Source organism: Pasteuria penetrans, assembly GCF_900538055.1.
GTDB classification, from domain to species: Bacteria; Bacillota; Bacilli; order Thermoactinomycetales; family Thermoactinomycetaceae; genus Pasteuria; species Pasteuria penetrans.
On record NZ_UZAC03000001.1, the window covers coordinates 1687332 to 1702591 of the forward strand.

Below are 15260 nucleotides of genomic sequence, written 5' to 3' on the forward strand. Positions count from 1 at the left end.
ATAGGCATCAATTGAACGCTCTGGGGTAGGATGGGACCACAAAAGCAGCATAATGCAAGAGTATTGCGTGTGATTCTGTGGAAGGATTGACTGGGAGAACCGAACTCACTCGACATCAATGGAAAATACAAAACCGGGCACCCATTCCCCCAGGAATCTAAAATCACGTACAGGGGGTCTCCACATCACTACGGGAGAATAACGAACAACCGATGGCAGGTACCGTAAGGGGACCCACTGCCGGTTGTTCCTTTGTTTCTCCATTGGCTACCAAACCCGCCTCCTGCAACATCCACTCCAAAAAAGTTCCGTAACCTGAAACAGGATCCTGCACAAAAACATGGGTTACCGCCCCCACAAGCCGACCCTTCTGAATGATGGGGCTACCACTCATCCCCTGAACAATTCCACCTGTTTTCTCGAGCAAGCGTGGATCTGTAACCTTGATTACCATACCCTTCATGGCCGGGGAATGCTGGGAAGCTACATGCTCAATATTAATAGAAAAGGCCTCTACTTTTTGTCCCTCAACAACCGTTAAAATCTTCGCAGATCCTTCCTCCACCTGTTCAGGAAGGGCAACAGGCATGGGATAATTCCATTCGGAGGTACCGGGTGGAGCAGACCTCATGTCCCCGAAGATCCCAAAGGAAGTATTCTTCCTAACATTACCAATAATTTGATCCTCTTGGAGAAAAATAGCCCGTTTTTGACCAGGCTCCCCAGCCTGACCCCGTTGAATAGAGGTTACGTCAGAGCCCAATATACGTCCCTCGCTAAGACGAATGGGCTGACCCGTATCAACATCAGCAATACGATGCCCCAACGCGCCATACACTTTTCGCTGGGGATCATAGAAGGTAAGGGTACCAACACCCGCTGCTGAATCACGAATATAAAGCCCTAGGCAGTGCGTTTTTTCATAACGGTCAAAAGCAGTTTGGACGCGAACCTCCCTTTCCTCACCATCATGGACTGCAGTTATCACAAGGGGGACACCCTGTTCGCCAGCCTTACCCGCAGCCTCCACAATATCCTGAACCCTCTTCACTTGGTGCCCAGCGACACGAGTTATATAATCACCAACGTGGATACCTGCTCGTTCTGCCGGTGAATGGGGAAAGCCTTCATTGGTAGCCACTAAATGATGACCCACAACCAATACGCCCTTTGATAATACCTTAACACCGATGGATTGCCCGCCCGGAATTACCTTAACGGCTGGCAGTACCCTTACACTCAGCCTTTTGATGGGCACCTGTCCAAACAATTTGAGGATAAGGTCCGTATTCCCCGTAGACCGCGGAGCCAAACGAACGGGTTGGGATAAGTCCAGGGATACCTGTTGATCGTGCGATCCGTTGATCTGTACAACACTGGGATCCGTAATACTAGCAACGGCTGAAACCGGAATATGAAAATGTAGCTGTCGGGATTGTCCTAAAAAAAGCCGTAATTCGGCTGGTAGGCCGATGAAATCTTGGAATGTTCCACTGGTGCCAATGCCAAGCAGGCAGATCACGAGAAGAAGTCCAATCCACCGTCCAATTCGTTGCCGTGTCAACCTGCACCACACTCCCGTGTCCGACCACACTGTGAACCGAAGATAACTATAAATCCATTGGGGTGCCGCTCCACCCTCAGCTTTACCCTGCCCGGGCAGAGGACACGCTATGTCCCATAAATCCTGCCTAAAGGACCTTGAAAATAATTCCGGAAAATATGGAGTAATGTATCAAAATATTTTTCATTCTGGAGGAAATAAAACATTGGAATACTGTTAGGAATGGGGGCAACACTGTATTGGGGAGTTCCCTATACCATTCACCGTTCCCAAAAGGAATCATCCCACGAATAACTACAATCAAACACAAGGGTCCCTGCGATAAGAAACCATGATGTGTCATTGGATCTACATAAAAAGTGTAATATTAATCTAGACAGTATATTATTATGCACAAAAGATGTTGGTAATTTTTATTAAAAAACAAAAAATTAAATGATAAATGATTTAAATTTAAAAAAATGGATTCATTCCACGCCATCCCCCATTCAGCTTCCGATCACCAGTAACCTACACAAATTCGCAAGATCAGTAAACAAGAGCCTATTTTTCTTTCCATAGGCATACACACAATTTATAACCCAATAGGGACATAAGATACCGGTGTAATCACCCATCAGGGCATTCTTAATGAACAAAAAAAGCCCACGATTTTCCTGTCGCGAAACAGGAAAACAGGGCCATTGCAACGTGAAAAGCCGTGGGCACCTAAAATGAATTACTGATCGTGGGATCCCGAAAAATATCCCCGAAAAAGAAGAAAAGACCAACTCTCTATAATCACATCAACCAACAGAAAACCAGTTTACCGGTCACATTATCATCAGCGTAACGAAATGTATCGGGTTCGTTGCACAACTATAGACTGCATAGTTTTCTGTAAAGGGATTTGCTGATCATACCTATCCTACAAAACCATGAGCATAGGCAAAAATCCCACCCAAACTAGGGATAGGGAATACACCTGAAAGACTATGCAAAGACAACGAACGCAACGCACCTGTCTCAGAGTATGAATTTTAGGATTATTCCATTAAGGAGTGCTTCTCATGAGTTTACCTTCCCTACCTTCCATTACCCCGTTGACACGTAATGACGTCATCAATCTTATCGTTGCATCTATAGCCATGGAAGAATTGGGTCTATCTCATATTATCAATGCCGAAGGTGAAAAACTCCAATTTCTATTAGGTACACTCAAAGGACAAACCGGCAAATGCCCAGCTGCCACAATTTCTGATATCCTTAGTGTCAACCACAGCATCCTCGATACAATGGAAAGTCTGCTACGTCAGGAACTGATCCTAGATTCCAAGTTGAGTACCGCCCTCAATGCACAGGTTTTGCAGGGACCGCCAGGTCCTACCGGACCCCCGGGGCCGCCATGTGGTCCCCCAGGTACACCAGGTCCTCCGGGGCCAACAGGTCCCCCGGGTGCACCTGGCGCACCAGGTGCACCCGGTACGCCAGGTACACCAGGATCTACAGGACCAACGGGACCCGCAGGTCCTGCGGGAACTAAGGGGAGCACGGGATCCACAGGACCAACGGGACCCCCAGGAACAGGGATTTCGGGACCCACGGGCGCCAGAGGCCCCACTGGACCCATGGGACCACAAGGAGCTACAGGGCCCGCCGGACCCTTACAAACGGCCAACAACGGAACCTTTCGGTCCCTATTTGAAAACCCCTGCGTCATTGTACCTGTAAATACTATCATCCCTATAAATACAACGGACATTGTCAATTGCAATGCCATTTGTCTATGTCCCCCGTGCATCCTACTAGCCCCTTGTCAACAATACCTAGTGAACGTGTACATTAGCGCAACCTCCCCCGAAAACCAACTCATGTCGTTTGCCTTCCAATTGAATGGAAACCTTCTACCACAGAGTATTTTCTATTCTGCAACAACAGATATGGCAGCAATTTCAAATTCCTTCATAGTGAATTCGGATTCCGAAACAAGTAAACTTTGCGCCATTAACTATGGTATTAGTCCCGTTGGCATTATATTAATCATCACCACCATTGTAAAACTCGCTTAACGACTTACCATTTGGCTCAATGAAACCAACATCAACGTAAAAACACCACGCTCCCATGATCTAAAAACTTTTCTCACACGAACATTACATTCAAATTTATTTTCTTTACCAAAATATTTTCTCAAAAGTAAATTTCAAGTAAACCCCGACATCACAACCGGTCCACCCGCGTCGGGTAGGACTGGCGTCGTTTACCATTTAGGTTCCTGAATGACTATGGTCCAAACAAATTCAGTATTTCTAGATTTCAATCCAACCATCAATTCAGAAATCCAGGAAATGGGTGGTGAATCATGTAAGGGTAATGAGGGTACATCGATAAACACAAACGAACCCAGCTGAAATATTCAAACTACTTCAATCCAAATCATGGTAGGAATAATGGTAGGCCTAACCAGCTATCCCAATGCATCATGCACCATACCACCCAGATAGATTTTAATAGGTAAAGATTTTCGTTTTTATATTTACTAAAATAATTAATTTTATGAATATAAATCCAAAAACCTCATTTCTAACATTATGAAATCCTAAAAAAATTTCCACGAAACCCCTGGGGGAACTCCCGTACAAAACCAGACACCCCCCCATAAATTCCAGCTGAAGACCTAGCCAGGATCATAAAGGTGATGGCAGTATCCCATTGTGAGTAGTGAATTTATGAACAAGGTTTTCGGGAAGGATTTCCTAATCATCCCCGGGACCCTCTTCACAGATTCGTATTTACGATATTTTTATTATATTAAAATAATAAAAATACATTTGGGCCCGAGCCCCTATCCTCCCTTTTCTTAACGTATTTACTAAATACTCAACCCTGATCCTGATTTGTCAAAAATGGTGATAAATTCCTGTCCTTTTTCGCTCATCTTTATGATATGCTACCTCATAAAAATAAAAAATTTTATTATTTTATAGGTAGAGGGAGAGGAAGATATAAACTCGTACCCCAGCGATACCTGTATCGTTCTACCAGCTCCTATTTGCGAAGGACACAAGAGGGTCTCCGCTGTTCATAGCGGGTAGATGAACGACGACTCTTTAGCATGAATTTTTTTATAGGAATCGGGTGGGCGGTGACGTATTAGAAAACGAATAAGATGCTTGCTAGAGGGCACCTATCTGAATAACTGTAAAATTAAGGATCATAGTCCCCTAATTTGATAGTTATTAAGAAAACAACAAAAAAATTAGGTCATTAGCCCCTCTTCTGCTATAATGCTCCATAGAGAACGTCCAGATTCCTATGGAAAAGCAGGTATTAGAACTAATGACCTATCTTCACTCTACCACAAAAATCCCCTTGGCAGTATAGACAGCGTAATATCTTGTGTTGAAGTCGGTTTATCGGACGTACCCAAACACTGTGGACGCATTTTCCAGAGTAGGGTCCGGGACCTTTCCGAGGTTCTTCTGAACATAAACCCAACCCGGGATTTGGATCTCGAGTCCGTCCTAGGGAGCATTCAGTTTTTGGCTTCTAACAAATATCAATTACAAACCACCCATTGGGCCAAAGATTTTATAACCACAACGATGCTGCTTGAAGCGGTGATTGGGAAATTACGGAACCTTGGCTTCAGTGATATAGATATTTTTGAGTGGGATAGCCAGAACACTCAAAAAGGCTCTAGAGGAGGCAGAACCTTCACAAGGATGTGTCGTTGGGAACTACTACCTGTGGTTGATGGACCGAATGTGGATTCCACAACAGTTTGAATATCTTCCTAAGACAGAGGAGGGCTTTATCGACTATCTGAAACAAAGCTTGTCCATCATGCAGCTATGGGGAATACCCTGTACAGAAGCAGTCCGTGTCGTTGTCCCAAAAATACAAAAGGATCCCCAATCGGTACAAGCTACCCTTGACAAGCGCCTATGCCTGGTTGAAAACGGGAGGTTATCAGGATGTACTGGATGATATGACTATGCCTAAAGATCAATCTGTTGAAGAAACGGAAAAGACTACTGTCTCTATTCTCTTAGATCCGGATCATGTGAAAAATTTGAAGGATGCGGTAGCAATAAGGGAGTTCAATCACAATATAACAAAACCCGGTATTTCCCTCTCCGCCCATGGAATACCCGAGATAGAGGTAGTAGGCTTGGTGGCAGCACATCTCCCGGAAAAGCACGGACCTGTTGGGAAGAGGGTGTCGCTGACCATACTTGAATCCCGCGCAAAGCAACCTTCACCTGAAACAAGGTGTACTGCCTGCGGGTGTTGTTTGGTGGAAACGGGATACCGGGTAAACAAAGCTGGTTTTCAGGATAAACCAAGAATTATAAAACACGGAATCATCAATGACTGGCTTTGTTTATCGATTATGCGTACACAGAGATGGGAGTGCCCGTTGTGCGGGAAAGATGTTACCCATGTGTATTCCATAATTGAACCTAAGAATACTTACACAAAGGCATGTAAAAAATCAGTTGCTGATATGGCAAGCGTTTCAACAGCAAAAGCTTCTGCGAAGTATCATGGGATTCCAGAAAAGACAGCTTATGGGATGTTGTTTGAGGGATCCCTTCCTGAACAAGGACAAGGACAGAAGCTGGAAGAGGAGACCCTGAAAAGATATCAAAACCGGTAAGTCAGTCCAGAATAAATACAGAAACTTTTGCATTTGATCATCGAGACAGGGAACAAAAATATAGTAAAATCAACAGATCTTGATAAAATTGATAGTTCGGACGAACTCCCGCTGATGGATCGAAGTCAGAAAAATATCATTATGTACGATGGAGAAAGAAGAGGTGTGATGTTATCCCCCTCAGGAACTGAAACGGCTCTGTGCCCTGTGTACATATGGTATCGTTTTGCATCGATGATACCGCCGTACGTAAAGGGAATGAGTACGCAACCCTATTTCATGATCCGATTCATAAGACTGTATTGGCCGTGATCAAGAGGAGAAGTCAAGAGGAACTCGAAAAGAATATCAAGGAGTTCCACCCGGAATTGCTTGGGCTGAAACCAGCTGCCGTTATTATTGATCGCGCTAGGTCCTATCGTAATTTCATAGAAAAAAACCATTGTGATGCGGTGATCATCCATGACAGATTCCATATTATTATGAACATAAGGAATTATGCCCTACATCCAATGGTAACGGGCTTTTTCAAGAATAAAAAATTCGTTGATTCTGTTGATCAAATGCTTCTGGATTTGCTTCAAAAAAGCCTTTATAAGCAACTTACACCCCAGGATGAACTGGCACTGCAGGAACTACTCCAATACTTTCCTGACCTCAAACTCCAATACGAGAAAATAGAGAAAACCCGCTCCCGTTTTCGGGAACAGTATGAAAAATCTATGCTATCTAGGGATGATGTTGATGAATGCATATCATATATTCTCTATATGTATGAACACCTCATATCAGAATGTTAAAACATGACTAAAAATAAGAAAAGAATTTTTTTTAAAAATAAAGCAGGCAATCCCCGGGGCCTTGAGGAACCGTTATTGGGAAACCATGGATTCACAGGTGAGAGCCTTCATAAAAAGGGTTTTTGAGTATACTTCCTCTTGGTCTCATTTGAAGAAAGCTTACTAGTTTGTGACTGCACTGGGGCATTGTTGGTATGACAATGAGTTCCATACGATCCAGGAGGCTCGAGACACTCTGCGTGCCCTGATGGAAGCAGGACTACAATCCCGGTGCATGGGCATTCAAAACGCGGCAAAAAGTTTAGAATCCGGCGAGGATTATATCGCCAATTACCACCTCTATAGAATGACCAATAGCGTTGCAGAGGGTAGAAATTATTTCATCAAGTCCATCATGCGCCGGTATTTTGGGATTAAGAATGATAAAAATTACAAAAATATAGTGATTGTATTATCCAACCGTCCTCACACCCAAACCGCGTACAAAGTTCCCGTGTTAGATCCTGGGCCTCATAATAATTTTTTACATATAGAAATACATGGGTAGTTGGAAGAGGAGGATATCCCTGCCCGTTTCGACATTCCAAACTAAGGTACTATGTTGTACAGTGTGGGCGTCCCAATTGGGCCCATCCCCCTTTGCCACTGTGCATACCGCCCGAACGTATAGGACAGGTCCGTTGTCGTTCTCTCCCTCTGTGACTTTTCCCGGGATACCATACCCCTCAGATTTGGCGTGTACTTAGCCGCAGCTGTCCATGATGAAAAGGGAGAAGCCTATCAACTGGTTATAGGGCAGTCCAGCGACCTCAAACGATCTGTTTGCCCATCCGTTCCTCATATGCTACTCCATAATACTGCTTGCCTGATTCATGCAATAATTTCACACCCCAAAACCGCTGTTCATTCACCCGCTATGAACAGCGGAGACCCAGTTTGGCCAAGATCCATTATTATTTCATCCAGATAGCTTTGCCCATGGTCATCGAAATCAAAGAATCTAAATAATATACGTAATATTTTTAAAATTACGTATTTTTTACCACGCTCCGCATTTTAAGTGCATAGGATGGATCCTATGCAGGGAAACGCGATATCCGTTTCCTTAGAGTTGGGCGAAAGAGACAAAACCAACCAAGGAACGAAATATTATTATGTTACCACTCTACCAAAAGGCGTAACCTTAGGTCCATAAGAAAGGTGCTCCCACGAGAAATTGCACGATCAGTATGGGTTTTCTTTTTTTCCGCCCATTCTACCGTAATATACTACATTCATTTTATAAAAACATATAAAATAAGTGTAAAGTAATAGAAAACAGGAAACTACTATTTCAGATAGAAACGTTGATTATGAACATTTTCCTTATAAAATCACGCATACAAGCTAACCATACGAAGCCCATTACAGTATACATATTTCATACCAATACAACTAGTAACCAACTCAAAAACATCCAAAAGGGGATTTCCCTTTCTATTCTTCCATAGCTGGGAATAATTACTATGATAATTCTATACGGATAAGAACCATAAATTCAATTACGCCAACCACAAGACTGAAAAAAGCAACATTCTCGACACGCAAACGCATATCGCATGTACACAGAAACAAGCAACATAAGTAAAAATAATATTATATATAAAAAATTATATAAAATTAATTAAAAAATGCTTCACTCCATCGCTAACCCTCTCAGATACTACATCACGCTCGATTATCCATTCCATTACACCAAAAAACACAAAAGATAAGGGGAAAAAGTATACGACATATGGGCCTAGGCTGACTCGAACAGCCGACCTCACGCTTATCAGGCGTGCGCTCTAACCAACTGAGCTATAGGCCCACGAATTCCTCCGCAACCAAGGATCCAACACACATGGGGAAATCGACCCCAAATACACCAACAAAAGTAACAACCTTCTCATCTACACACCTTACAAACTCTCAAGAAACGCAGAATATGGGACGATCTACACACTTACACGCCCATGATCCCATCCAAAACCAATCTATAACCTACTCATCACACAGCTGGCCAGAACCCCCCATCAAAATGGACGATCCTCTACCAAAGCACACATACCCACTCAACAACAGTACCACCCGACCCCGCATCCCATTCGAACAGGAAAACAAAATACCCCCCCAACCAGGAAGACACCCACACAACGTGGGGCGCACACCCAAACACCGACCCCCACCTGTATACAGCAGGCATACCACTCAATCTTCGCTCCGGATCAGAACCAAACCCCCGACGCCCGATAGAGGAGGGGACACTGCAATCCTATCCTAATAAAGATCCTCACAGGGACTCCACCGCAGGATACGACACAAAACGAAATAAGGAGTAGGGCCTACTACAACCGTGCACCCACAACCCGACACCACGATCGCCTAAGAAGCCCCACAGAAGGAACTCGCCCCTTCAGATTCAAATCCCAGGGGAAACAAAAAAACCTCGCAGAGAACAGGCTAACAAAGAAATTAAACTTTGTCAATCCAACAACCCCACAAAGAACGCACTGTACTACCCAAACAGGAGCATGCAACCACCCACAAAAGCCGCCCCATCCGATATTCCCCATAAAAAACCCTATCATTGTTATGATTCCCATTCATTCCCATCACTCCCTCCCACGAAGTTAAGGCCAACGTGGTGGAGCAAACGCAAAAAACACCCGTATCAAACTGTCAACCTCGCCTGGTTCTGATCAACACCCACGTCCTTGGAGGTCAACACCTCAATGGCACCAACGCCCCTTCGCAGGATCTTCGTAAAAAACTGCCGAGGACGTAAAACCCCAAGCATATGACCAACTGCTGCCATAGGATCAACCGCATGGCCACACGTATAACAATCCAACGCAGCAAAACCACTCTCTGGATAGGTATGAATCGAAAGATGACTCTCCGATAACATCAGCAAAACCGTAGCACCCTGTGGCTGAAATCGTTTCGCCTGCGCCGACAAAACGGTCGCACCACAGGCCGAAGCGGCCTCCCGCAGATGAACCTCCAACCGCTCAACATCATTCAATAGATCGCAATCCGCACCCCAGGCATCCAGGGCCACGTGTGTCCCGAAAGTAGAATATCCCATCTTTCGGCCCCCTTCCTAGCAAAAAGTTGGTGTGAGCCAAATTCCGCTAGGATCTTCCCATTCACCACGGGGGAAGGTTAGTCCAGTGAGGTCCCAACCCTTTGAGTGAATCCTGGATCCTACTGAGCTCAATGTCACAGTGTCTAACTTAGCACAACTTTCCTACCTACCGCAACCAAAAATCAGCACATCCCTATTTCCTAAAAAAAGTGAGGCTTGCCAGAGCCCCCGATAAAGCTTTACCCACGTATAGCAAAACCCACCATGGGGAGCCCTTCCACCCAGCTCACACACAACACAAAAAAAGAACCACCTGTTTAACACAGGGACCCTCCGCACATACTGGCAGAGGGAGGTGGGCAGACATGACCTACTATGTGGTACAGGATGCTAAGGGAATTCCTCCCTCTATCCTCCACGAAGACAATTATTTTGCCTGGTACAACCCGTTCAGAAGGGATCACCGTGTGGAATACCGCGGCAGCATCAATCGGTGCTACGACTTCATCGCCCGTTATTATCCTACTAACGCATTACAACAAGCACAAAAGCCACCCCAGCCCCAATAGATGGCAGAAATTACAGAAAGTTAAGCTATATTTATCCCCATCTACACCCCGACAGAACCCCGTTCCCACTCTGTGGACCCACCCCAGGATTAAGATGTCAGGGGGCGAATACGCGGCAGGAGACGACGATCCCCTTCCGCAATCTTCGCCTCCCAGGTAGTTGGGTCCTGAGCCGAAAATTGGCTTACAAAAGCCATCACCTCACGGGTTAAGGAGGTCGGTGTAGACGCCCCCGCTGTAACACCCACACGCTGGCAAGGAAGCAACCACTTTATATCAATCTCATGAAGATCCGCCACACGATAAGCATCTACCCCAGCACACTCCCTAGCCACCTGTACCAAACGGTTCGCATTATTACTACGCTCATCCCCCACTACAAGTACCAAATCCAAACCCACAGCCTGTTGGGCCACCGCCTCCTGCCTCTGTTGGGTGGCCAAGCAGATTTCATTATGAACTTCGGCTTCTGGATATCGCTCCAGGATACTATCGACTAGTTTCTGTGTATCCCATTGACTCATTGTCGTCTGATTCGTTACCAGGATGGGCCCTTCGGGTAAAACAAGCCCCTCAACATCCTCCTCCCTCTCCACCAGATATACCCGCTCAGGGGGGACTACCCCCATGGCACCCTCAGGCTCAGGATGCCCCCCCCTACCTATATAGAGAACTGTATATCCATTCGCAACCTTTTCACGAATCAAATCATGGGTACGCGTTACATCGGGACAAGTCGCATCCACAACATGTAGACCCTTGGCAATTGCACGATGCCGTACGTCCGGTGCAACACCATGAGCGGTAAAAATCACCGTACCCACCCCAATGGAATCTAAAAGTTCTGATCGATTGGGACCATCCAGGGTCTGCACACCCAAACTCGCCAGGGACTCCACTACATGTCGATTGTGCACAATCATCCCCAGAACATAAATGGGCCGCGGCACAGTGGGATCCTGAGCCACTCTTTGAACGAGAACCAGGGCATCTACAACACCATAGCAGTAACCACGCGGTACAATGGGTACCATCTCCATACTATTCGCACCCCTCTCCCCTTCAACTACCTCTGCCTATTACGATACGACTTCAACTTCCTTCCGTTCATTTCCACGGGACTGTTCCCATTCGGATGAAGGCAAAATGAATGCACCGAATAGGGCAAACAACCATAGTATACCCCGTGATCCAATGCAAAGGAAGTGAAGCAAAAATGGAAAAACATCCCGAAATCAATACAGCAGGCGAAGAAGGCGGCGGATACAAACCCCCTGCTATGCTACCCCAACGACCCGAACCTGCGCCTCTACAACCCTACCACCCTCCCTACTGTTGCCCACCACCATGTCCACCGCCATGTCCGCCGCCATGCCCACCACCATGCTGCTGCCCACCACCATGTCCACCGCCATGCCCACCACCATGTCCGCCGCCGTGCCCACCACCATGTCCGCCGCCGTGCCCACCACCATGCATGCCACTCTGCAGCATCCACGGTTCCATGCCTTCTATCTCCCACCATCATCATAAATGCCACCACAAACACCATCGGCCTAGTTTACTACCCTGCTTGACATGTGATCCCTGCCTACTCCAACACGCCTATCATCAACTATGCCAACAACACAAACATGAAAAACGCATGCTGAAGTGTTTTATTCGTTATTGCATGAAACGCACCCAATGCTGCCCACCGTACGAACCCCAACCCTATAGCTACCCACCACCATGCCAGTGTGATAAACGATACCGCAACCCCAAAGGGGGACACGTAGGGTACGGATCATCATCCCACCGTATTCCATCCTCGAGCTCTTACCAACATGCTACCAGTGGAATAGAGAGTAGCTAGCTCATTGCTTTGCAGGTTGGGTTCATGCAAATTGGGCCATTATACATCATACGTATGTAATGATAGGCGAACAAAGAACGGAGGGCGCCGGACATGCGTACCCATATAGTCCCATATACCACACAACTGCGAAATTCCAGCGCCCGCCCCTTAGAAAAAATCCCTATACAAAATGAAAATAGTAAAATATGAAAAAAAAAAAACGAAACTACTAACACCGTATCCCCCTCGGTCCTTTCCGTACTAAAAAATTAGGAGATCAGATTCCATGCTATCTACCCGCTACAATAATACGAATCAAAAACATCACTGTCATCTCAATTTTCTACCCTGCCTATCCTGTAATCCCCACTCTATTCGGTTTGCCTACCACCAGCTATGTCATCATCAAAAACATGAAAAAAATGCGTTGAAATGCCACCAAAAACATGAGAAACATATGCTTAAATGCCATCAAAAAAGAGAAAAACACACACTAAAATACCAACAAAAACATGAAAGACACGCGTTGGCACAATTTGCCCGGCACTGTATGAAATGTGTGCCACGTCACCAATGCGATTGCTGTCCATGGCCCTCCTACCCACACAAAAAAAGATGTGGGTGCCGCCCCTCTAAGGAATACCCCGAATCATCATCATCCAACATGATCCCATTCCTTAGTTCCTATTCATACGCCGAGGAAGGAAGAGAAAGTAGCTAATCCCCATCATGGTGTCCATGCAGATCATGATAACAACAACCGTCACCATTACTAACCACATCATTTTTCACGCTCTAATAGATATAAACAAAATTTTTAAAATAAAACCGTATAAGTAAATATAGATCGGGGGGTGGTTCTGTTTTCGCACCAGCACCCATCATTGTATACCTACCATGGTGACAGTACATTCATGTATAAAATTGATGAGTGGGAGAACAATCGGGAAAAACGCCAGATACACACGTACCCACATAGTCCATGGACTATCCACAATCCCGGCATCTGGCGCTCCCCTACTAGGATGATTCTCCCATCGAAGATTAGAAAAAAATCCCCTACAACCAGGAGCTATCCCCCAACTTTTTTTCCCGCTTCTGGTGCTCCAACGATGCACCAGAAGCCCCCTCTTTATACCTCTTCTGGGCCAGGTACATCTGTTCCACGGCTTGCCGATAATCCTCACTCAGTTCCAATTTCTCAAAACAGTTCGTGAGTTCGTAGTAACTCTTGGCAAGACAATCGTAGAGTTCTGCCTTTCTGGCCACCTCCACAGAATCGCGGAAATATTGAATAGCATCAGACGTACGCTTCATCTGTTCCATCAATCGACCCATGGATAACAACGCATGGTGGGCTGATCTGGAATCACCAAATTTCCTCGATAGCTCTAAGGAAATTTTAAGAGATGAGCGGGCGGAATCCCACTTACCCTGCAAAATATAAAGATCCCCCAAATCGATATGAATCCTCACCACCTGTTCGCTCTCCAAAATACGATCAGAGAAGTCACGGGCGAATTCAAAACATGTCTCTGCATCCCCCAAACGATTCATCCCTAAATAAGTCTTGCCGAGGATTGTCCAAAGACGGAAAGTTTCCTCCGAATGACCCCCACGAATGGCCAACTGTATGCCTTCACGCGCGCAACGGATAGCATCATTGAATAGTTTCAAAGTACTGAAAAGCTCCGAACGCATGGCATGCATATGCAATACCAATTCTTGATTTTGAATGGAACTCATGTTACACCATAGTTCATCCAAAACACGAAACGACTCATCCATGCGACCCAATTGTTTCAAATAAAGAACCTTGCCCAATTTCAATTCGTGGATAATTTGATCGTACTGATTGTCCCCCTTTTTGAAAACCTGCAACCCCCGCTCTACATAGGAGAGGGCAGCATTCCAATCCTCCTGCTGCTCATGGCAACGTGCTAAATAGTTGTAACACATTGCCTCTAAGTTGATCTTACCTGATAAGGGGTCTTGGGAAGACAATCGGATGGATTCACCAAACTCCCGCTCTGCCTTCCTAAATTCCTTCATAAAAACATAACAACAACCCCTCAACAAGTGTACAACAGCTTCACAAGGGAGAAAACCGCCATCATAGTATCTCGATAGAGCCGCCTGAGCTTGACTGATATTACCCGTGGAAATCATTGTTTCCATCGCAATGATCCGCAACTGAACACTCTCCATGTTTTCCGTGTCCTGCTCCAGTAATTGTGGGATATCACTCATCTTAATGCCCATCTTCTTCATTAAATATGTGACTTTTTCCTGATTCACATGCGGAATACCGCGTTCAATATTACTGATCGTGGCTGTTGAAATTTGTTCGTCGGACAAATCCTCCAATCGTAAGCTTCTTTCCTTCCGCTTTTTCCTAATGAATTTCCCAATTTCATTGATTTCAAGAACATTCATTTTGCTACATCCCCTTCTATATTTAATTATATAGTTATAATTTTTTTATTTTAAATTTTTTCATTTATACTTGGGAGGTTTCATAATAAATTCCGGCGCATCATTTCCTTTTACCTCCTACCCCCCTTTTTACTCCTTATCCTCGGAGTGAGATAATTGGTATATCATAGGAAATGCACACGTTGAACTTTCCTTACGACCCCCGACAAAGTTATAATGTTCTAATTTAAAATAATGACATATCACAACGGTGAAAAAAGGATGGCAAACCCATCCGCCAAATTGTAGTCTACGTAATCAATT

Annotated in this window: 14 protein-coding genes and 1 tRNA gene; 6 read left to right on the plus strand and 9 right to left on the minus strand. The window is 45.2% G+C overall.

Annotation, left to right across the window (positions count from 1 at the left end; all coding sequences use genetic code 11):
- Positions 1–163 precede the first annotated feature (163 nt).
- Positions 164–1564, minus strand: a complete 1401-nt coding sequence (gene spoIVB / locus PPRES148_RS06895) for a SpoIVB peptidase (RefSeq protein WP_149453812.1) — start codon at positions 1562–1564, stop codon at positions 164–166.
- 1049 nt (positions 1565–2613) lie between these two features.
- Between spoIVB and PPRES148_RS12965 the strand changes: the two genes are divergently transcribed.
- The 5 genes from PPRES148_RS12965 (at position 2614) to PPRES148_RS06920 (ending at position 7553) form a co-directional block, all read left to right on the plus strand.
- Positions 2614–3612: a collagen-like triple helix repeat-containing protein gene (locus tag PPRES148_RS12965; RefSeq protein ID WP_223127993.1), complete on the plus strand. Its 999-nt coding sequence runs from the start codon at positions 2614–2616 to the stop codon at positions 3610–3612.
- Between the two features lie 1473 nt (positions 3613–5085).
- A complete protein-coding gene (locus tag PPRES148_RS06905) occupies positions 5086–5331 on the plus strand; it encodes a hypothetical protein (protein WP_149453813.1) in 246 nt (81 codons plus the stop codon).
- Between the two features lie 95 nt (positions 5332–5426).
- Entirely contained in the window at positions 5427–6206 is a 780-nt protein-coding gene (locus PPRES148_RS06910) for a hypothetical protein (RefSeq protein ID WP_149453814.1), read from the plus strand.
- 200 nt (positions 6207–6406) lie between these two features.
- The gene (locus PPRES148_RS06915) at positions 6407–7006 is read left to right on the plus strand and encodes a transposase (protein ID WP_149453815.1); all 600 of its coding nucleotides are present in this window, start codon (positions 6407–6409) and stop codon (positions 7004–7006) included.
- A gap of 169 nt (positions 7007–7175) precedes the next feature.
- Positions 7176–7553, plus strand: coding sequence for a transposase (locus PPRES148_RS06920; RefSeq protein WP_149453816.1), 378 nt, complete (start codon positions 7176–7178; stop codon positions 7551–7553).
- Positions 7554–8781: 1228 nt separating this feature from the next.
- Here PPRES148_RS06920 and PPRES148_RS06925 read toward each other — a convergent pair.
- From PPRES148_RS06925 to speD, 3 genes are all read right to left on the minus strand, one after another.
- Positions 8782–8855: transfer RNA gene (locus tag PPRES148_RS06925), tRNA-Ile, on the minus strand.
- A gap of 173 nt (positions 8856–9028) precedes the next feature.
- The gene (locus tag PPRES148_RS11605) at positions 9029–9199 is read right to left on the minus strand and encodes a hypothetical protein (protein WP_187820782.1); all 171 of its coding nucleotides are present in this window, start codon (positions 9197–9199) and stop codon (positions 9029–9031) included.
- Between the two features lie 499 nt (positions 9200–9698).
- Positions 9699–10115, minus strand: coding sequence for an adenosylmethionine decarboxylase (gene speD / locus PPRES148_RS06930; RefSeq protein ID WP_149453817.1), 417 nt, complete (start codon positions 10113–10115; stop codon positions 9699–9701).
- 365 nt (positions 10116–10480) lie between these two features.
- On the opposite strand from speD, the gene PPRES148_RS06935 reads away from it, so the two are divergent.
- Complete coding sequence (locus PPRES148_RS06935; protein ID WP_149453818.1) at positions 10481–10684, plus strand: hypothetical protein; 204 nt, start codon at positions 10481–10483, stop codon at positions 10682–10684.
- Between the two features lie 89 nt (positions 10685–10773).
- Here the strand turns inward: PPRES148_RS06935 and PPRES148_RS06940 are convergent, their stop codons facing one another.
- The 5 genes from PPRES148_RS06940 to PPRES148_RS06945 all read right to left on the minus strand — a co-directional run bounded on the left by PPRES148_RS06940 (position 10774) and on the right by PPRES148_RS06945 (position 14957).
- On the minus strand, positions 10774–11724 hold the full coding sequence (locus PPRES148_RS06940; RefSeq protein ID WP_149453819.1) for a 4-hydroxy-3-methylbut-2-enyl diphosphate reductase: 951 nt from the start codon (positions 11722–11724) through the stop codon (positions 10774–10776).
- A 289-nt stretch (positions 11725–12013) separates the two neighbouring features.
- Positions 12014–12190, minus strand: coding sequence for a hypothetical protein (locus tag PPRES148_RS11610; protein ID WP_187820783.1), 177 nt, complete (start codon positions 12188–12190; stop codon positions 12014–12016).
- Positions 12191–12342: 152 nt separating this feature from the next.
- Entirely contained in the window at positions 12343–12477 is a 135-nt protein-coding gene (locus tag PPRES148_RS12970; protein WP_281289943.1) for a hypothetical protein, read from the minus strand.
- 505 nt (positions 12478–12982) lie between these two features.
- A complete protein-coding gene (locus PPRES148_RS12975) occupies positions 12983–13111 on the minus strand; it encodes a hypothetical protein (protein ID WP_281289944.1) in 129 nt (42 codons plus the stop codon).
- Between the two features lie 469 nt (positions 13112–13580).
- Entirely contained in the window at positions 13581–14957 is a 1377-nt protein-coding gene (locus tag PPRES148_RS06945; RefSeq protein ID WP_149453820.1) for a helix-turn-helix domain-containing protein, read from the minus strand.
- Positions 14958–15260: the final 303 nt, after the last annotated feature.

What these genes read in the sequence shown, in the direction of transcription:
- PPRES148_RS12965 (WP_223127993.1), top strand. Translation starts at nt 2,614, where the DNA reads ATGAGTTTACCTTCCCTACCTTCCATTACCCCGTTGACACGTAATGAC.
- speD (WP_149453817.1), bottom strand. Translation starts at nt 10,115, where the DNA reads ATGGGATATTCTACTTTCGGGACACACGTGGCCCTGGATGCCTGGGGT.
- PPRES148_RS06935 (WP_149453818.1), top strand. Translation starts at nt 10,481, where the DNA reads ATGACCTACTATGTGGTACAGGATGCTAAGGGAATTCCTCCCTCTATC.
- PPRES148_RS06940 (WP_149453819.1), bottom strand. Translation starts at nt 11,724, where the DNA reads ATGGAGATGGTACCCATTGTACCGCGTGGTTACTGCTATGGTGTTGTA.
- PPRES148_RS11610 (WP_187820783.1), bottom strand. Translation starts at nt 12,190, where the DNA reads ATGGAACCGTGGATGCTGCAGAGTGGCATGCATGGTGGTGGGCACGGC.
- PPRES148_RS12970 (WP_281289943.1), bottom strand. Translation starts at nt 12,477, where the DNA reads ATGATGATCCGTACCCTACGTGTCCCCCTTTGGGGTTGCGGTATCGTT.
- PPRES148_RS12975 (WP_281289944.1), bottom strand. Translation starts at nt 13,111, where the DNA reads ATGGACAGCAATCGCATTGGTGACGTGGCACACATTTCATACAGTGCC.
- PPRES148_RS06945 (WP_149453820.1), bottom strand. Translation starts at nt 14,957, where the DNA reads ATGAATGTTCTTGAAATCAATGAAATTGGGAAATTCATTAGGAAAAAG.